This is a genomic window from Anaerovorax sp. IOR16 (assembly GCF_017168145.1).
Classification (GTDB): domain Bacteria; phylum Bacillota; class Clostridia; order Peptostreptococcales; family Anaerovoracaceae; genus IOR16.
In genome coordinates, this window is the sequence record NZ_JADQTL010000010.1 from 252,339 (window position 1) to 271,276 (window position 18,938).

The following is an 18,938-nucleotide window of genomic DNA, read 5'->3' on the forward strand; positions in this document are numbered from 1 at the left end:
TTTATTTAAAATCCATGTATCCTTAAAAATTCTGTAGTAATTTCTTTATTCTCTATCTTACGATCGGTATTGTGAGAGTCTGCAAGCGGCTGCATCAATCTTTCCACATATTTCCCTATGATATCGTTTTCTAAATTAACAGGATCTCCAATTGCCTTATGAAGCAGCGTTGTTTCCGATCCCGTATGCGGTATAATGGAAACCTGAAATCCATCCTTCTGCAAAGCGGCTACAGTCAAACTCACCCCATCAATTGCAATAGAACCCTTCTCTACAATATATCGAAGTAGCTTCGGCGTTGTTTTTATTGTTAACCATACTGCATTTTCCTCACGTTCCTTATGCACGATCGTACCGGTTCCATCAATATGGCCGGAAACGATATGACCTCCAAATCTTCCATCCGCTGCCATCGCACGTTCAAGGTTTACTTTACTGTTAATCTTAAGTTTCCCTAGATTGCTTCTTCGAAATGTTTCTGCCATCACATCTACAACAAAGTTGTTTCCTTTCATTGCAATCACTGTAAGACAAACTCCATTCACGGAAATACTGTCACCGATTTGTGTTCGCTCTAAAACTTTTTTACCTTGTATTGTCATTTGTGCCGAATTTGCACCGGACTTTACTCCAAAAATGGTTCCTATTTCTTCAACAATTCCGGTAAACATCTAGTTTTCCTCCACCTCATATTCTAAGAATAAATCTTGTTCAATCCATTCGTTTTTTACACATACTAATTTGGAACTTTCGGACGGGGCTGCAACACCGTTTCCTGCAACCGGAGTTTTTGCTTGTCTACCACCGAAAATCTTTGGTGCAACGTAGACCAAAACTCTTTGAGCAAGGTGCTCATCAAGCACACTGCCATTTAAGGTTGCGCCTCCCTCTATCAAGATACTGTCTATGTTTTCTTCTGCCAAACGTTTAAATAAAAAATGCAAATCCACTTTCCCTTGATTGCAAGGTGTTTTGATAAGACGAACACCTTTATCTTTCAGTTCCTTTTGCCGATCCTCATCTTCACAGCAATGCGCTACAACAACAGGAGCCTCGTCAATGGTATTAACTAATTGGCAATCCAAAGGCAATCGCAAATACGAGTCACACACAATACGGATTGGGTTTCTTCCATTCTCCATTCGACAAGTCAGAAGCGGATTGTCTTCCAGCACTGTCTGTATACCTACCATAATTGCACGGTACTGATGACGTAATCTCTGTACATGAGCCCGCGCCATTTCCCCTGTAATCCATTTGGATTCACCTGTTTTTGTTGCAATTTTACCGTCTAACGTCATTGCATACTTTATGGATACATATGGAAGACCGGTTGTAATGTATCGAAAAAAGATAAAATTCAAAGTGTCACATTCTTCTCGAAGAAAATCTTCTTCAACGCTAACTCCATTTTCTCTTAATATTTTGGCACCTTTTCCTGCCACTAATACATTAGGATCTCTCGAACCTATAATGACGCGATGTATTCCTGCTTCTAAAATAGCCTCCGTACAAGGCGGTGTCTTCCCATAATGACAGCACGGCTCAAGCGTTACATAAAGATCTGCACCCCTGGGGTCTTCTTTACAGTTCGATAGTGCATTTCGCTCTGCATGAAGTCCCCCAAAGCATTCATGCCATCCTTCACCTATGATTTCACCGTTTTTTACGACGACTGCGCCGACCAAAGGATTGGGATTTACAAAGCCAATTCCTTTTTTTGCCAATTGAATGGCTCTTCTCATATAATCCAGTTCATTCACAGTACCACTCCCTTACTCAAATGTACTTTGAATAAAAAATCCGAGCATATTATTTCGCTTTTTATATGAATTCCATTTTAACAGCGAAATTATTCTATGGTTGAAATTTTACGGTTGTTTATTCTAAAAAATTGATATAAAAAAAGCTCTGAAATGAATGACATCTCAGAGCAAATCGCACAAAAAACAATTGCAAAAATATTACAACCGTCCCTTATCTTCTTCCATCCAGACTGTAACTGTCGGCTTCGGAATCTAACCGAATCTGCCTTGCGGCTCGTGGGCTATACCACCGGTAGGGAATTGCACCCTGCCCTGAAGATTAATTTATCCAATATTTAATTTTCTATGTGCTATTATATACTGCTTGTTTCAAAAAGAAAAGAAAAATTTTATTTTTATTTAAATTAACTCAATCAGCTTCTTTTCATCAATCAATAAGATTATTTGCTCTTTTGATCTTGATACACCAGTAACAAAGTTCATTTGGTGATATTCATCAATTTTAATTGTATCCTTCATTGGTTCTAAATGCTCAACACGAAGTACTTCATCGACTGCTATACCGCCTTGTTTCTGCCCATCATCCAAGACGAGCATCATCTCTCGTACACTCTCACCCATTACCTGCTTTGTTTCATCCAATAGACGTAACATTATCGGCAATATTTCATCTTGCAATTGCTTTTGGATATCATCCAATGCTTTCATACGTTCCTCTTCATTCGGTATATCTAACGCATCTTGTAAACGAACGGCCATATTATGAAGTTTCTTATGAGGTTCATCAATTTTCTTTAAATGAAATTGTACCATTGGATTTTCGGTTTTATAACTATCATACCATTTTCCGAATGCACATTGATGTGGATCAGAGGTTAATGTAAAGGGTTCTTTTTGATTGATGCTGCGAACCAATTCTGATGCCCATTTTTGATGATCCTGCTTTCGCTCTTCAAGCATACTCTCAAATAAACGAATCTCTTCTTCAAGCGTTTGCATATTTAACACACTTCGTAAATCAACCACGGGAATACAGCCATCTCTCAAGTTTACGAGTCCTCTTACATACGATGGCGCTTCCGGCATGCCGGTTATCTCCTTCGACAAAATCGAAATAGAACTTACGATCTCACTTGATATGGCAAAAACTCCATGCCCTGCTTTAAAAACAATCCAAGGGATCTCTTTTGTAATAATATCTTGATTTGATTGTATTTCCTGTTGCATATAGATTCTCCTTTTCCTGCTGAATCAGCCCTGGTATCTTGAAACATCCAAAGCTCTCATCGCATTTAATATAGCAATTACCGACACCCCTACGTCAGCAAATACGGCTTCCCACATTGTAGCCATACCAAACGCACCTAATAATAAAACAATTCCTTTTATGCCTAAAGCTAAAATAATATTTTGTTTTACAATCTTAAGTGTTTTTCTTGAAATTTCAATTGCAGTCACAATTTTGGAAGGCCGATCATCCATAATAACAATATCTGCAGCTTCAATCGCCGCATCGGATCCTAATCCCCCCATAGCAATCCCAACATCTGCTTCGGCCAAAACCGGCGCATCATTGATTCCATCCCCAACAAAAGCAAGATTCCCATAAAGTCTCTTTTGCTTTATTAATTCTTCCAGTTGGTTTACCTTATCTGCCGGCAGCAGCTCTGCATAGACCTCATCCAAACCTAATTCCTCAGCAACCATTTTTCCGACTGCCTTAGAATCACCGGTTAACATAATCGTACGCTTAACACCAGCATTCTTTAAATTTACTACAGCATCTGCAGAGTCTTCTTTTATCTCATCGGCAATAACAATACATCCAGCATAAGAATTCTCTATCGCAACATATACAAGAGTTCCAGGAGTCGTTTTTCTTTCAAAGTCTATTGAACATTGCTCCATAAGCTTTGCATTTCCAACGTAAACCCTTTTCCCGTCGACAATAGCTTTCACACCGTATCCGGAAATCTCTTCGACACTTTCTAATTGCTTACGATCAATCTTAATCCCGTAAGCTTCTTTTAAAGAGGTTGAAATTGGATGATCCGAATAACTTTCAGCGGTAGCTGCTAACTTTAATATCTCATCTTTATGTATTGTCGCTCCTTTTGCAGGATAAATTTCTGTTACTTTAAAATTACCCTTTGTTAAAGTTCCGGTCTTATCAAATACAACCATCCCTGTTTTCGCCAATACTTCTAAGTAATTACTGCCTTTAATCAGCACCCCACATTTAGATGCCCCTCCAATCCCACCAAAAAATCCCAAAGGAATGGAAATGACCAATGCACATGGGCAAGATACCACTAGAAAAATCAAAGCACGCTGAATCCATTCAGAAAATAACGCACCATCAATCAATAAAGGAGGAATAATCGCTAAAAGTGCAGCACCTATAACAACAACTGGTGTATAGTAACGTGCAAATTTCGTGATAAAGTTCTCTGCTTTTGCTTTTTTACTGCTTGCATTTTCTACTAAGTCTAATATTTTAGATACGGTAGATTCACCAAATTCTTTCGTAACCTGAATTGACAGCACTCCATTTAAATTAATACAGCCACTTAATGCTTCGTTCCCTTCACTCAGATCACGTGGCAGCGATTCCCCTGTTAAAGCAGAAGTATCAACAGAAGAAGTTCCTTCTTTTACAACGCCGTCCAGAGGGATTCTCTCTCCGGGTTTTACAATAATGATATCCCCAACAGAAACCTCCTCAGGATCAACTTGCTTTAAAACCCCATCAATTTCTATATTCGCATAATCTGGCCGAATGTCCATGAGACTTGCAATGGACTTTCGGGATGCATTGACCGCATAGCTCTGAAAAAGTTCCCCAATTTGGTAAAAGAGCATAACTGCAACCCCTTCGGGATATTCTCCAATTGCAAAAGCACCTATAGTTGCGAGAGCCATTAAAAAATTTTCGTCAAAAATTTGGCCTCTGATTATATTTTTTATGGCATCTAAAAGAACGTCGCCACCCACAATCAAATAAGGGATTAAAAAGAAAGCAAACAAACTTGCTTCGTTGAATGGATTACTCCCTGTTATTATAAGTACCTCACCTGCAGCAAATAAAACACTACTTATTAAAATTCTTATTAAAACTCTTTTTTGTTTCTTTGACATATTCAAACACCTGCCCTAAGTCAACTTTATAATGTCGAATTCCTTCCTTAATTTTGTTACTTTGTTATAATTACACAATCAGGCTCAATCTTTTTACAAATTTTCATTGCATCCTGCAATATCTTTTCAAACAATTCTTCTGGAGCTTCTAAGGTAATTTTTTGTGTCATAAAGCTTATTTGAGCATTCTGAACACCTTCAATTCTTTTAATCGCATTTTCCATCTTTGCAGCACAATTTGCACAATCCAAGTCTTTCATTTTAAATGTTTTTTTCATTTTTTTCTTCCTTTCCTATTCTGAAATATGTTCCATTCCCTGATCAATAATTGTTCTAACGTGATCATCTGCTAATGAATAAATAACAGATTTTCCTTCTCTTCGAAACTTAACAAGGCGTGCTTGTTTCAACACGCGTAGTTGGTGGGATATTGCGGATTGCCCCATATTCAATAACTGCGCAATATCACAGACACATAAATCGGCTTCAAATAATACATATAGAATTTTTATCCGCGTGCTATCACCAAAAACTTTATATAACTCTGCTAAATCATATAAAACTTCTTCTTCCGGCATCATTTCGGTTACGCTATTAACGACTTCTTCATGTACATGAAAAGAATCGCAGCATTCAATTTTAATTTTTTCCTTTTCCAATATATAGTCCCCCTTATTTTTTACTCTTTTAAACAAGTGTTCATATTATCATATGAATACTTGTTCACATGATAATTATAACTCTCCTATTCTTTCTGTCAATCCTATATTAAAAATTTTTTTATGTTATGAATTATAACTTACTTTATATAAGTCTTCCTTCTTTTAAAAATTGTAAAAGTTCTTCTTTTTCATTGGCTACTTGATCCTTCATAACATTCTTTAATGCGTGTCGTAATATGCGACCCACTTGCTCTCCGTCTTTAACCCCATATTCAATTAAGTCGTTTCCATTTATTTTTAAATCTTTTAGCTGATAACATTGACCACTCTCTAATATATTATTTGTTACATTGCATAACTCAGCCAATTTACGGTCTTTTTTCCCATTCAATGGATTCTGACCTGCTAAATCTGCTTTTTTTAATAATAATAAATCCTCAAAGGTTTCTTTTCCTAATTTACACAGCCATTCTTTAACAATTGCAGGCTGCGCCTCCATACGAACATCATGATATCGTATTAAGGTTGTTACTTTTTTTATCGTATCACGATCCATCTTCAGACCTTTTAAAATCATTTCTGCCATGATTTCACTTTCGTTTGCATGCCCATAAAAATGTCCGATTCCACGTTTATCAACCGTGTAACACCATGGCTTTCCAATATCATGAAGCAATGCTGCCCAGCGTAAATGAGGGATTGCAGGAATTGAATCAATTACAACCGCAGTATGACAAAGAACATCATATTTATGATGAGGATTTCTTTGTTTGAATCCCTTCATAGGTAGAATCTCCGGTAAAACGACTCCTAAAACATCAATCCATCGTACAACAACTTTTCCTGCATTATTTCCACATAGAAGCTTTGTGCATTCCTCGCTGATTCGTTCTTTTGATACTTTCTCTAAGAGGGATTTTTGTTCGAAAAGTCCTTGCACTGTCTGTTCTTCTACCTTAAAACCAAGTTCGGATGAAAAACGCAGAAGACGAAGCATGCGCAAAGCATCTTCTTTAAAACGTAACGCAGGTGTTCCGACACACCGTAATATTCCTTCTTCTAAGTCCTTTTGTCCTTCGTAAAAATCAACCAATCCTTCTATTTCATTGTATGCCATCGCATTGATAGTGAAATCCCTTCGGGCTAAATCATCTACCAAAGATGTACTAAAGGATACCTGATCCGGTCTACGGTGATCGCTGTAAACACCATCTCTACGATAAGTCGTAATTTCAAATGCTTCATTTTCAAAAATAACCGTTACCGTGCCATGTTTTATACCTGTTCGAATAATCCGATAATCGAAAAACACTTTTTCAATATCCTCTGGTAAAGCATTGGTTGTAATGTCAAAATCCTTTGGAATCTTTTTTAATAAATAATCACGTACACAACCGCCGACTAAATACGCCTCATAACCGGCATCCAATATTTTTTGAAGAACCTTTTTTGCTATATCCAAATGAATTTTTCCTCCTTTTCCCATCCCTCAATACACCCTTTTCAGTATAATTAAATTTACTATTATGCTGAAAAAGGATTTGTAAAAATTTATAAAAAAATGTATACTATTATCATACAAAAAAAACAATTTAAGAGGTGAACAAAATGCGTTCGAAGCTTCAAACGCCAAAAGAATATTTAAACTTTTTTCTCATTAATCTACTAGGCTCCTATTCCTACGCTATGGGAGTACAGATTTTTACCAAACCATTTCAAATTGCACCAGGCGGAGTAACCGGAATTGCTACGATTATTAATCACCTATTTCATATTCCTATTGGAACGATGATTTTTTCAATCAATGTTCCTCTTTTAATTTTATCATGGTTTTACGTATCCAGGGGATTTACTATAAGAACGGCAGTCTCTATTTTTATTTTTAGCTTTTGCATCGATGTACTGGTTATTTGGATGCCACCTTATCCTTCTACCTCTCCCATTGCTCCTCTTTTAGCATCCATTTTCGGGGGGATTCTCATGGGAGCTGGCAATGCACTTGTTTATATGAGCCACTCAACAACAGGCGGCACTGCCATCATTAGCGCCATTGTTCAAAAACGATTTCCTCATTTTTCTATGGGGAAGCTTCTAACCGGCACAAATTTAATCGTTGTAATTGCATCTATTTTTGCATTCGGTAATATTGATGTTTCAATTTTTGCAGCAATTTGTATCTATATATCCGGTTTAGTAATGGATAACATGGTTTACGGGCTTAACATTAATCGTCTTTTATTTATTATCTCCGATCAAAGCAAAGAAATTCAAGAACGAATTCTAAATGAGCTTCACCGAGGAGTAACGGTAATGAAAGGAGAAGGCGGATATGACCATGGACAAAAAAATATTATATTTTGTGTAGTCAGCAAACCACAATTCTATAAAGTCCGTGATATTGCTCGTGAAGTTGATAAGAATGCCTTTTTAGTCGGCTGTGAAGCAGGCGATGTAGTTGGAAAAGGATTTAAACATTTGGATTAATATAAGCATAACAAAAATGGCTTTGTTCACAGAATTTTGTGCCCAAAGCCATTTATTTATTAACAATCCTAAAATAACCTCATAAATTTCTAACTGTATTCCATCCCCATATCCGTCTACGATTTCTTCCCTTAGAAAGGTCCATAATTTATTAATACGGATGCAAATATTAAAACGGATCCAATGACACACCAGATTAAAAACAATGGCCACATCCATTTTGCCCACTTATCCCATTTGATGCCACCAATTGCTAATGCTGCCATGAAGTATCCGGAAGTTGGTGAAATCACGTTGGAGAATCCGTCTCCAAATTGGAAGGCCAATACAGATGTCTGTCTTGTAATTCCGACAACATCTGCCATTGGTGCCATAATTGGCATGGAAACTGCGGCTTGCCCGCTTCCGGAAGGAACGAAAACATTAATGATACTTTGAACGAAAAACATTCCAACTGCACTTAAAGATGGCGGTAATGCTTTGACTAAATTGGCAAGATAATAAATCAATGTATCCATGATTTTTCCTTCTCTCATGATTACCATAACTGTCGTTGCCAAACCTATGATTAAAGCCCCATATACCAATTCTTTTGCACCATCTACAAATTTTTCAGCGACTTGATTAACCGATAATCCTCCGATGATTCCTCCCAATAATCCAATGATTAAAAAGACTGCGGTAAGCTCGGTAACGTAAAAGCCAAGTTTAATTACTCCGAAGGAAAGAATAATAAGTCCCAAAGCGAAAACCAGAAGTACCATTTTCTGACGACCATTCAATGTATTTACTTCATCTACAAGTAGATCTGTCTTCTCTTTATCCTCTTGATAAACCAAACTCAACTCCGGATTTTTTTGAATCTTGCTTGCATAACGATATACATAAATGATAGTTACACTTAAAATTATGAAGTAGCATAATAAACGATATTTCATACCGGAAAACAACGGCAGACCTGCAATACCCTGTGCAATACCAATTGTAAACGGATTTAAAAAGGCTCCTGCAAATCCAGCACCAGCTCCCAGTAAAACAATCGCAGTTCCTGTGATGGAGTCAAATCCCAATGCAATGGCTAAAGATATAATAATAGGATAAAACGGAAGCATTTCTTCTGCAGAACCTAGAATTGCTCCTGCAATGGAAAATACGAACATCAGAATCGGAATAACTAATTTTTCTTTGCCTTTTGTCTTTTTAACCATGCTTCCGATACCGGCATCAATTGCGCCTGTCGCTTGAATGATTCCAAAAGATCCTCCTATAATTAAAACAAAGAAAATAATGTATCCCACTTCGTTCATTGCAATATGTATCGATCGAAACATATCAAACGGAGAAATGGGAGCACTTTCCACCTGATGAAAACTATCGGCAACAACAAAGATTCGGCCCGTTTGCTCATCCTGCGCTCGATCAAACTCCCCTGCCGGCACAATATAAGTTAATATCGTTACCAACACAATAATTGCAAAAATTAATACATAAGTATGCGGTATATGCCATTTTCTTTTTTCTGTATTATTAGATGTCATAAATGTTCACTCCTTTCAAATTAACCACAAATTTTTTCTATAAGCTTTAAATAAATTTCAGCAGCTTGATATACTTCTTGCAAATCACAAAATTCATCGTTTGCATGTGCCTGCGTGATATTTCCAGGTCCTAAAATAATACATTTTGCATCTGTATGTACTCCAAGAATCCCGGCGTCACTCCATGCAGGAAAGGCTTCGACTTCTTTTTTATAATTCAATACATCCTCTGATGCATCACATACAAGACGTATCCATTCATCTTCTTCCTTTAACGCATACGGTGCATTTATCATAGATGCCGTAAACTCCCGCATAGCTCGAAATTGATATTTGCACTGATACTCTTCTGCAATTTGTTTTGCAAGTTCTTCAACTTCACCATGCACCATTTCCAAGGTTTCAGAAGGAAGCCATCGGCGATCCATAGCAATGATACATTCATCCGGAACAATATTGGGATCGTTTCCCCCTATTATACTTCCGACATTAATTGTCCCTGCACCCAGCATCGGATAGGAACGCATCTCAATTTCATCCTGAAGCTCACGTTCAATCCGACTGCAAAATTGAGCGCCTGCATACACTGCATTGATTCCGTCATGCGGACGGCTTCCATGTGTGGAACGCCCAATGAATTTTACTTCCAGCCATTCCATTCCCTTATGTGCAATACATGGATGCAACGATGTCGGTTCAGCGATAACAACATACTTTGCTCGCTTCCCTGTCTTTATCAAATGCTCTGTGCCATTCGATCTCTCTTCTTCTCCGGTTACTCCGGCAAACATTACAGTCTTCTTCGGCTGAAAATCAGCTCGTTTTGCCGCAATCAGTGCGGCAAGGTACGCTGCAATTCCACCTTTCATATCTGCAGAGCCTCTGCCATAAATCTTTCCTTCTTTAATAAATGGCTGAAATGGCTCATAATCCATCTGAAATCCAGGGATGGTATCTATGTGTCCATTGAACATTAGCTCCACTGAATCCTCAGTTTTACCTAAAAATCCATAAACATTCGGCTCCTTCGGTTCCACATAATCTAAGCTCGAAGCAATTCCTTCTTTTTGCAGCTTTTCATGAATGTATTTAGCAACCTCTTCTTCTTTTCCTTCATACTCTCGATGACTCTCAATTGAAATAAGATCCATTAAAATTTTCAGAATTTCCTCTTTTGTTACATAAGAAAACAGATTCATTTACGCCTCCTTCTACCCATGAATTAACTTAAAACAAATATATATTTAAATAATTTTCCCCTCCTTTCTATTTATATGTTTATATGTTTACACACGTCAACATGTTATACAAAAAAATTAAAATCGCCCTGTGTTTACAAAACCGAGTAAGGCTCTGGCCAATGAAGTAAATGCAGTCATATTTACACAGTAATAAATTTCTTTTCCCTCTCGTCTTGAAGAAACAATCCCTGCACGCTTTAGAACTTGCATATGATGAGAAACAGTAGGACGTGAAATTTTCATTTTATCTGCAATTTCACTTACATTCAACTCTTGTTTCCCAAGTATATTTAAAATGTCAATTCTGGCATCTTCCCCTAAAACCTTGAAAATCTCAGAATCAAAATAATCGTTGTTCATACCCGACATTCTTCATTCCCTCAACACCACATTATTGATTTAATATATATATAAAGATACTACTAATATTACACATCCTATCATACACCAGATGGCAAACAATGGAAACATAAATTTCACCCATTCACACCAATTGACACCTGCGATACCCAATGCCGCCATAAAATAACCTGATGTCGGACTAATTACATTGGAAAACCCATCACCAAATTGAAACGCTAATATCGCCGACTGTCTAGGTATTCCGGTTAAATCTGCAATATTTTTCATTATAGGCATAGTTACGGCTGCCTGACCACTTCCTGAGGTAATAAATAAGTTAATAATACTTTGTACCAAAAACATTGAAATTATATTGACTGATTCTGAAAAATTCTCAATGAGCTGCACTAAATAATAAATGACAGTGTCTAATATTCCAGCATATTGCATTACCACAAAAATCGATTTGGCCATACCAATGATAAGTGCTCCATATAATAAGCTGGAAGCTCCTTTCATAAACTCCGAAACAATCTTACCTGAATTTAGTCCTCCAATCACTCCGGAAAAAACACCCATAAAGAAAAAGCAAGACGCAATTTCCAAAATATAAAAATCCCACCATAAAATTCCGCACATCAAAATAATTGTAAAGAAACAAAGAGCAATTACCACTCCGGTTTGACGTTTTGTTAATTCAAATACTGTACAAAAATCATATTCTGCTAAATAAGAATCTGCCATCACTTCTTCATTTAAACTTGTTTTAAAGCGATTTTTCCTAGAATAATTTAAAACATATAAAATAGTTACGGTCAAGAAAATGATATATACAATTAGACGATAAGCCATACCTGAAAAAAGAGGTAATCCAGAGACTTGCTGTGCAATTCCTACTGTAAAAGGATTTAAAAAACCTGCCACAAACCCAACTCCGGTACCTAAAAGTACAATCGAAACTCCTGTAATTTTATCATAGCCTAAAGACAAGGCTAATACCATTACGATCGGATATAAAGGCAATGCTTCCTCTGCAGTTCCAAAGACAGCTCCTGATAAAGAAAAACATACCATAAGTAATAGAATTGTGAAGCTTCCATGCTTTTTAAATTTTGAAGAGACTGTGCTAATAAAGCCATTAATTGTCCCCGTCGCATTAATAATCCCTAAACTGCCTCCCGCAATCAAGACAAAAATTATAATCTCGCTTGCCTGCATCATCCCATCCGGAATGACTTTCATAAAATCAAGCAATGATAAATTCGTTTTCTCTGTAAACACAAAGCTGTCGGGTACAACGTATTCGATTCCATTTCCTGTATCCACATATCGCTGATAGGACCCTGACGGTATCAAAAAAGATGCAAGAGCCGTAAAAAGTATTATTAACAACAAAACTACATAGGTATCCAGATGTCTCCGCTTCATACCAACCTCCTAAACGCGATTACATGTTTAAGTATATCAACATATTAGCATTATTCTAGTTTCACGTCAAGAATATAGCGTAAGTCCTAAAGAGGTAAGTCTTTTTTATTAAATACTGCAATGCCTCCTAAATATAAAACAATCGTAATTGCGATTAAACTTAATATTTGCGGCAGAATATTTTCTCCAATGATTAACTTTGTCGGTTCGAACAGCGAAAAGATAGTCAGAAATCTAAAAGTTTCAATCTCCTTATTTGCGTTAGAAAGCATTTGCAGCAGTAAAAAGGCGATTGGCAAGCCAGCACCAACCATCAGTGAAGTTCTACTTTCGTTAAAAAGGCACGAAGAAAAAAAGCAAATTCCACTGATTGCATAATGAAGAAGCAGTACACCGATATTTAGTAATATAAACCCCTTTATATCGAGCATCCCCGCTAAATTAATAGAACAATAAACGATTCCCCATATAAAAACAAATCCTATAAGTCCCGTAATTGTAATCAATAAAAACACACCTTGCGTTAGTGCTACACTTATTCGAGTATTCGGAGTTGCTAAGATAGAAGCCATAGAGCCTTTGTCAACCAATGATGCAACTAATTTATTCCCAAGGATAATGTAGCATATCATCGGAAAAGCGAGCATTAAAAATCCATAAAAATAAGAAGAAATAAATCCGATTAAGCTCGTATCAATGAGCGTAAATCCCATTGCATTAAGTAATTCCGGGGATAGTTTTAATGATGCTAATTGATTGAGAATATCTAAATCTTCCGGGTCATACATCCCAATAATAATACTCATATACATTGCTAAGACACCCATAAATATAAGGATTAACTTATAATTAGATTTTAAGGTTTTTATAAAAAGCACTAAATTAAACATGGTTTTCACCCCCATAATACGCCATAAATATTTCTTCTAATCTTTGCGAAACTACATCAATTCCGATAACCGGATGACGATCTAATGCCGATGTCAAAGTTTTTAAATCACCGCTGACTGCAACATCAACCCGATGGTTGTTTTGGAAAACGATATCCAGAGGTTCTTTTGCAAAAGCAATGGCCTCGGTTTCATTATCAAATGTAATGCTATAAATTTTACGCTGCGCTTTTTTGATTTCTCTCATTTTTTTAACTGCTATCAATCTTCCATTTTTAATGATACCAGTTCTGTCACAGGTTCTTTCGATTTCCTCAAAACTATGAGAAGACATTAAAATTGTTTTGCCTTCCTTTTTCTCTGATAATATTAGTTGTACAAATTTACTCTGCATTAAAGGATCAAGTCCACTAGTTGGTTCATCTAAAATTAACGTTTCAGGATTGTGCATAAAAGCAGATACAATCGCCATTTTTTGTTTCATCCCCTTGGACATCTTTTTTATTTTTCCCTTGGGATCCAGTTCAAAGTATGCAATAAGCTCATTCATCTTAGTAAAATCTTTCATTCTTCGTAATTTTGCAATAAACTTAAGATATTCCATTCCATTCATATCTTCAAAAAATGCAATTTCACCAGGTAAATAACCCAGTGTTTTTTGAATTTCTGCACTATCCTGACGGCAATTATATTTATCAATTTGACAAAATCCTTTATCTGAATTTAAAAAACCTAAAAGATGTCGAATTGTTGTTGTTTTTCCTGCACCGTTTGGTCCAAGATAGCCAAATACCTCTCCGCTATTTATTTGCAAATTTAAATCAAATATTCCTTTTCCATTCCCGTAGTCCTTCGTTAAATTGTTTATACTGATAACGCTCATAAAGATACTCCTTTTAGATTTTTAGATGCTTCTTTTTCTATTAGGTTTCCTTCTTATTTATAAAATAATCAAAATTATAATTATTTAAATGAAGTTAAGATGCTAACAGGACATTAGAATTTCTATATAACAAAACGGATAAGCAATTAATCTCAATTCGCTTATCCGTTTTTTCTTTGCTTTATTTATAATAATCTTGATTACCTTTCAATCCACTCAAGCTTTAAAAACATTCTTGTCTTCCATTTATTAAATTATCGCTATGAGTAAATTTGCATTATAGTAAATTACAATAGGAATCGATAACAGAATTAAATAAACTTTTATTTTTACTGACTGAATCATATGGAATCTGGCCAAAAGCCATATAGTAATCAAGCTTGCCGCCAATGCGATCCATAAAAAAACAAAATATACGTCCAATATTAAAAGGTTTGTATTTGGAGGCAACCCGAATATACCCAGTCCGATAAATAAAAATAAAATCATCCTTGAAACAAATAAGAATAACCCAACCGAACTGAATCGCTTAAAATATTCTTTCTTCCAATTATTTTGGAAATCTTCGGGGCTTTTTTTACGAACCAAGAAGATTGCCACTGAAGCAATTATCAGTTCTATTAGCAAGTGAATAAGAACAACAAACTCTGCTCCTGTCCATAAAACGACATCCCACCAATCAGAAATGCCAAATAAGAATCTTTCTAGCATCGTCAAAATAATCCCCCCTTATAAGAACAATGTATTAATGCAATTAGGTATATTGTTATGCACGATAACTTCTTTAAATAGCTCTATAGACATTATTACAAATTATAGTAAAACATACAACCTAATAAACTATTATCAACTACCTTGTGTACTTTTTGTGTTTCTCTTCTTTCATTATGACATAAAAAAAACAGAAGCTTTTACCTCTGTTTTTTCACTTGGCGGAGAATAGTCCCCTTTCGGAGATTACTTTAATTTTTTATATATATTTGGATTTTGAGCTAAAAAAATAATTCCTCTTGCCATATAATTTGACATTAAAAAATTAATAGTTTCAAGCTCTTTAAGTAGTTTTTTTTCAGTTTCATGATCACCTTGTATCACAGCATTGATTTCATCTATTTTAAATTTAATATATTGATAAAGTAAATATTTCCATTGGTTTTCATCCCAATACACATTAATCTTTGCAAGAAATGATGATATTTCATCCGCAACTTCATACCATTTAATTATTCTTGAATTGGCCAATACTTCATCACCATATTTAATAGGCTCAACTACTTCTATTATTGCTTTAAAAAAATCAAAAAATAGTTTTTTCATAGTCTCTGCAACTTGAGTACCAAAAAATATACTGAATAAGTCATAAACTTCAGAGGGTAAATCATCATTCAACATGCTAGTAGTAAGTGATAAGTTTGGCGTATCATAAATATAGGCCCTTATATATGCTCTAACCCATATGGCAATTCTTATCCATAATTTTTCAAAAGTATTGATTATATTCATCTGATCATACGAAATGTATTTTTCATTCGGTATACTTTCTTGATTCTTATAAATCATTATACTCCTCCAAAGATTTAAAAATAGTTCATATATTAATATATGAACTTCAGACTGTAGACAAAATACCTTGCTAAATTTATATTCTTATAATTTCTGCAAGGTATTTTCTATTTTTTCTATAAAGCTTTTAAAAAAAGAAAAAATAAAAGGATATCTCTATGCCATTTGATTCCTTCTTTCAGATTTATGAATCCATGTTGCTAGTTTTTTTAGATTCATGGACGCAAAAAGAAGATTCAGTTCCATTTCTATCTTCTGAATCCCTCGATATTGTGTATAACGCATATTATGTTTTTCTTTTGCATCGGCAAAGACTCGCTCAATGGTTTGACTCCGTAGTTTGTAAAGATCTCGATACTTTGGAGTATGACGAATGTCCTCACATTGCTCTATGTAGTTTTCCCATATATGACGTGTGACTACTTTTACATGGTCTTTACTTGCTGTGCATTCTGATAAGGAAGGGCAACTCTTGCAAATTTCTCCTTTACTCTTATATTCCCGATACCCTTCTCTATTTGTTGTAGTATAGTTTAACACTTGGTTTTCTGGGCATACAAAGCAATCATAGTATTCATCATAAGCATATTCGTGTTTTTTAAAATAACCATTTTTTGTCATAGGTCGTTTGTATGGTAGGATAGGAATTCGTTTATCTTTGAGTATTTCTCTAGCAATTGCAGGTGTTTTATATCCGGAATCCATTACAATATTTTTTACACCTTTATATCTTTTTACTTTTTCATAAATCTTTGGGAATGCAACTGAGTCATGTACATTTCCTGGATTTGTATGAAAAGCAAGTATGTAATTGTTTCGATCGCAAGCTACATTTGCAGCATAAGCAAATACTACCTTATGCTTTCCTTTATGAAATACACCGCAATCCGGATCTACGGTACTTTTCTTGATTACTTTTGTCTTTTCTTTGGCTTCCGTTTTTTTTTACAAGCTTGTTTTCCTCGTTCAATGCGATCTTCGTTAATTTCTTTCATTAGTTCTTTTTCATAGTATTTAACGGATTCCAAAACGGTTTCTTTTTCACTGTTATGGTTATTTGCACTTGCTTTAATATGTGTACCGTCAATGAAAATGCTTTCTGAATTAATGAATTCATATTCCATAATTTCAGCAATGACTCTTTGAAAGATTTGTTCGAATAAGTCAGTATTTTGAAACCGACGAGAGTAGTTTTTACCAAAGGTAGAAAAGTGAGGAATTTCTTCCTCTAAACTATAACCAAGATACCATCGATAAGCTACATTCGTTTGAATTTCTTTAATGGTCTGCCTCATGGATCGAATACCAAAGGTATATTGAATGAGGGTAATTTTAATTAAGACGACAGGGTCGATGCTTTCTTTTCCCACATCAGAATACAAATCTTTTACAAGGTCATAAATGAAAGAGAGATTAATCGCAGTATCTATCTTACGAATAATATGATCTTGTGGAACAAGAGAATTCAAGGTTACCATTTGAAATTGATCACGACCTAATAAATCTTTCTTACCCATCATAAAGCAAATACCTCCATGTATTTATACATATATTTTACCATAAATACAATAAAATGTATTACATTATGTAAAAAAAACTGTAGGCAAAGATAGAGATATCCTTGTCTACAGTCTGTAGTTCATATATTAATATATGAACTTATAAGCTTATATATCATATGATTTGACGTTATGTTAGCATCCTTTTAGGACTCCTCTCCCCTATTCTCAGTATATCGCTCGGTTTTAATATTAATCACTAATTTATTTGATTATTATGATGAAGTATTACAAGACATTGAATCTGTTACAAACATTGATTTTTCAACAAAAATAAGAACTCTACAACAAATTAAAAAAATAATTTCAGAAACGAAAAAATAGGCCTATTACACTACAAAAAAATGCAAAAAACGAAACCCTTGAAACCCACTAATTCCAGTGTGTTCAAGGGTGTTTTTTATCTATTTTGTTGCAAAACTTAAGATACCATGCACTTTTGCTTTTTTCAAACAAAACTCAAAACTCTAATACTTTTTCACTCTTCCAATTTTCCACCAAAAAATTTAATTCTAATTCAGGTGACATCACTCTACCTGCGAATTCATACACAGTACGTTCCCATCAAAAAACCGAGTAGAGAAATGAATTCTTACCCGGCTTTTTCAATTCTTTTTTGCATTTTCTTTTTACCAGAATGGAAGATCGGAACATCTTGAAAAACGATCATATGGGTCGCTTTCTATGAACGCTAATGTTTCCTCCATCTCCGCAGGTGTTAAATCACCAGAAGAAATCCATTCCGTTTGCACGTTGTTTGATTGAGGATCAAACTCATGTACCCACTCTTTCGTAGATTCCCATTGCAAGCGAATGTGATATTTTAAAACTTTATCCAAAGGTATATTGGTTGCATTGTACAGAAACCATCTTTTTTCTAAAAAGTAAAAATGGCGATCTTGCTTTGTAACAGACTGGATTTCTACTCTTACACTTTCTCCGTTTTCTGCTTCTAAATAAATACATCCTACACAATGCAATCCAACATTCTCCTCTCCGTCAAATGTCAAATAAGCATTATAATCGATTTCTTTTGGTAAATAAAAAGACCAATGTTCCGAGGAATCCAACAATTCCACCGATGAAAAAGAGCATACATCACGAAAAGCGGCCCTCGTTTGAAAAAAACCATTGAGCCAAAGAAAAAGAATCAGGACAATAAATATAACAAGTAACATGCGTAATATGTTTTTCTTTGAAAAATCTACATCGTAATTCTGAAATTTCATATTAACTCACAAATTTAAATGCTAACTAAAAAAGAATATGCATCTGATAATACTTTAGAAAATAATTTTTTCATTACAAACCCCTTTCATATTGAGAAATATTTTATACTTAGTATTATACCCCGCTTCTTTGAAGAGTCAATAGTTTCTGAATTTTTTTAAAAATATAATTATTTGAATATTTTTCTTTTTTCAACGCTCGTGCTTTTTCCAAA

General features: G+C 35.1%; 17 protein-coding genes, 1 pseudogene and 1 riboswitch. Of the genes and pseudogenes, 1 reads left to right on the forward strand and 17 read right to left on the reverse strand.

What is annotated here, in order from left to right; all coding sequences use genetic code 11:
* Positions 1–5: 5 nt before the first annotated feature.
* The 7 genes from I2490_RS11790 to I2490_RS11820 all read right to left on the reverse strand — a co-directional run bounded on the left by I2490_RS11790 (position 6) and on the right by I2490_RS11820 (position 7,028).
* Complete coding sequence (locus I2490_RS11790; protein ID WP_206459962.1) at positions 6–671, reverse strand: riboflavin synthase; 666 nt, start codon at positions 669–671, stop codon at positions 6–8.
* Entirely contained in the window at positions 672–1,763 is a 1,092-nt protein-coding gene (ribD, locus tag I2490_RS11795; RefSeq protein ID WP_206459963.1) for a bifunctional diaminohydroxyphosphoribosylaminopyrimidine deaminase/5-amino-6-(5-phosphoribosylamino)uracil reductase RibD, read from the reverse strand. It abuts the gene before it with no gap.
* Positions 1,764–1,975: 212 nt separating this feature from the next.
* Positions 1,976–2,090: riboswitch (FMN riboswitch) on the reverse strand.
* Positions 2,091–2,165: 75 nt separating this feature from the next.
* Positions 2,166–2,993: a chemotaxis protein CheW gene (locus tag I2490_RS11800; RefSeq protein WP_206459964.1), complete on the reverse strand. Its 828-nt coding sequence runs from the start codon at positions 2,991–2,993 to the stop codon at positions 2,166–2,168.
* Between the two features lie 24 nt (positions 2,994–3,017).
* Positions 3,018–4,904, reverse strand: a complete 1,887-nt coding sequence (locus I2490_RS11805; protein ID WP_206459965.1) for a heavy metal translocating P-type ATPase — start codon at positions 4,902–4,904, stop codon at positions 3,018–3,020.
* A 56-nt stretch (positions 4,905–4,960) separates the two neighbouring features.
* Positions 4,961–5,182: a cation transporter gene (locus I2490_RS11810; RefSeq protein ID WP_206459966.1), complete on the reverse strand. Its 222-nt coding sequence runs from the start codon at positions 5,180–5,182 to the stop codon at positions 4,961–4,963.
* Positions 5,183–5,197: 15 nt separating this feature from the next.
* Positions 5,198–5,563, reverse strand: coding sequence for an ArsR/SmtB family transcription factor (locus I2490_RS11815; protein ID WP_245157169.1), 366 nt, complete (start codon positions 5,561–5,563; stop codon positions 5,198–5,200).
* A 145-nt stretch (positions 5,564–5,708) separates the two neighbouring features.
* Complete coding sequence (locus tag I2490_RS11820; protein WP_245157170.1) at positions 5,709–7,028, reverse strand: CCA tRNA nucleotidyltransferase; 1,320 nt, start codon at positions 7,026–7,028, stop codon at positions 5,709–5,711.
* A gap of 146 nt (positions 7,029–7,174) precedes the next feature.
* On the opposite strand from I2490_RS11820, the gene I2490_RS11825 reads away from it, so the two are divergent.
* The gene (locus I2490_RS11825; RefSeq protein WP_206459968.1) at positions 7,175–8,050 is read left to right on the forward strand and encodes a YitT family protein; all 876 of its coding nucleotides are present in this window, start codon (positions 7,175–7,177) and stop codon (positions 8,048–8,050) included.
* Positions 8,051–8,181: 131 nt separating this feature from the next.
* Here I2490_RS11825 and I2490_RS11830 read toward each other — a convergent pair whose 3' ends face one another.
* The 10 genes and pseudogenes from I2490_RS11830 to I2490_RS11875 all read right to left on the reverse strand — a co-directional run bounded on the left by I2490_RS11830 (position 8,182) and on the right by I2490_RS11875 (position 18,723).
* A complete protein-coding gene (locus tag I2490_RS11830; RefSeq protein WP_206459969.1) occupies positions 8,182–9,588 on the reverse strand; it encodes a YfcC family protein in 1,407 nt (468 codons plus the stop codon).
* Positions 9,589–9,608: 20 nt separating this feature from the next.
* Positions 9,609–10,787, reverse strand: a complete 1,179-nt coding sequence (locus tag I2490_RS11835) for a M20 family metallopeptidase (RefSeq protein WP_206459970.1) — start codon at positions 10,785–10,787, stop codon at positions 9,609–9,611.
* A gap of 117 nt (positions 10,788–10,904) precedes the next feature.
* Positions 10,905–11,198 (reverse strand): ArsR/SmtB family transcription factor, encoded by a 294-nt coding sequence (locus tag I2490_RS11840; protein ID WP_206459971.1) that lies wholly within the window; start codon positions 11,196–11,198, stop codon positions 10,905–10,907.
* 30 nt (positions 11,199–11,228) lie between these two features.
* Positions 11,229–12,599, reverse strand: coding sequence for a YfcC family protein (locus tag I2490_RS11845; protein WP_206459972.1), 1,371 nt, complete (start codon positions 12,597–12,599; stop codon positions 11,229–11,231).
* Between the two features lie 86 nt (positions 12,600–12,685).
* Entirely contained in the window at positions 12,686–13,489 is an 804-nt protein-coding gene (locus I2490_RS11850; protein ID WP_206459973.1) for an ABC transporter permease, read from the reverse strand.
* A complete protein-coding gene (locus I2490_RS11855) occupies positions 13,482–14,372 on the reverse strand; it encodes an ABC transporter ATP-binding protein (protein ID WP_206459974.1) in 891 nt (296 codons plus the stop codon). Before I2490_RS11855 ends, I2490_RS11850 begins: the two co-directional genes overlap by 8 nt.
* A gap of 249 nt (positions 14,373–14,621) precedes the next feature.
* Positions 14,622–15,089: a hypothetical protein gene (locus I2490_RS11860; protein ID WP_206459975.1), complete on the reverse strand. Its 468-nt coding sequence runs from the start codon at positions 15,087–15,089 to the stop codon at positions 14,622–14,624.
* Between the two features lie 240 nt (positions 15,090–15,329).
* Positions 15,330–15,932 (reverse strand): hypothetical protein, encoded by a 603-nt coding sequence (locus I2490_RS11865; RefSeq protein ID WP_206459976.1) that lies wholly within the window; start codon positions 15,930–15,932, stop codon positions 15,330–15,332.
* Positions 15,933–16,091: 159 nt separating this feature from the next.
* A pseudogene (locus I2490_RS11870) lies at positions 16,092–17,455 on the reverse strand (IS1182 family transposase).
* Positions 17,456–18,123: 668 nt separating this feature from the next.
* Positions 18,124–18,723, reverse strand: coding sequence for a hypothetical protein (locus tag I2490_RS11875; protein ID WP_206459977.1), 600 nt, complete (start codon positions 18,721–18,723; stop codon positions 18,124–18,126).
* Positions 18,724–18,938 lie beyond the last annotated feature (215 nt).

Coding starts and splice junctions, on each gene's coding strand:
- I2490_RS11830 (WP_206459969.1), bottom strand. CDS start 9,588: ATGACATCTAATAATACAGAAAAAAGAAAATGGCATATACCGCATACT.
- I2490_RS11865 (WP_206459976.1), bottom strand. CDS start 15,932: ATGATTTATAAGAATCAAGAAAGTATACCGAATGAAAAATACATTTCG.
- I2490_RS11790 (WP_206459962.1), bottom strand. CDS start 671: ATGTTTACCGGAATTGTTGAAGAAATAGGAACCATTTTTGGAGTAAAG.
- I2490_RS11835 (WP_206459970.1), bottom strand. CDS start 10,787: ATGAATCTGTTTTCTTATGTAACAAAAGAGGAAATTCTGAAAATTTTA.
- I2490_RS11855 (WP_206459974.1), bottom strand. CDS start 14,372: ATGAGCGTTATCAGTATAAACAATTTAACGAAGGACTACGGGAATGGA.
- I2490_RS11810 (WP_206459966.1), bottom strand. CDS start 5,182: ATGAAAAAAACATTTAAAATGAAAGACTTGGATTGTGCAAATTGTGCT.
- I2490_RS11825 (WP_206459968.1), top strand. CDS start 7,175: ATGCGTTCGAAGCTTCAAACGCCAAAAGAATATTTAAACTTTTTTCTC.
- I2490_RS11875 (WP_206459977.1), bottom strand. CDS start 18,723: ATGAAATTTCAGAATTACGATGTAGATTTTTCAAAGAAAAACATATTA.
- I2490_RS11850 (WP_206459973.1), bottom strand. CDS start 13,489: ATGTTTAATTTAGTGCTTTTTATAAAAACCTTAAAATCTAATTATAAG.
- I2490_RS11805 (WP_206459965.1), bottom strand. CDS start 4,904: ATGTCAAAGAAACAAAAAAGAGTTTTAATAAGAATTTTAATAAGTAGT.
- I2490_RS11845 (WP_206459972.1), bottom strand. CDS start 12,599: ATGAAGCGGAGACATCTGGATACCTATGTAGTTTTGTTGTTAATAATA.
- I2490_RS11800 (WP_206459964.1), bottom strand. CDS start 2,993: ATGCAACAGGAAATACAATCAAATCAAGATATTATTACAAAAGAGATC.
- I2490_RS11840 (WP_206459971.1), bottom strand. CDS start 11,198: ATGTCGGGTATGAACAACGATTATTTTGATTCTGAGATTTTCAAGGTT.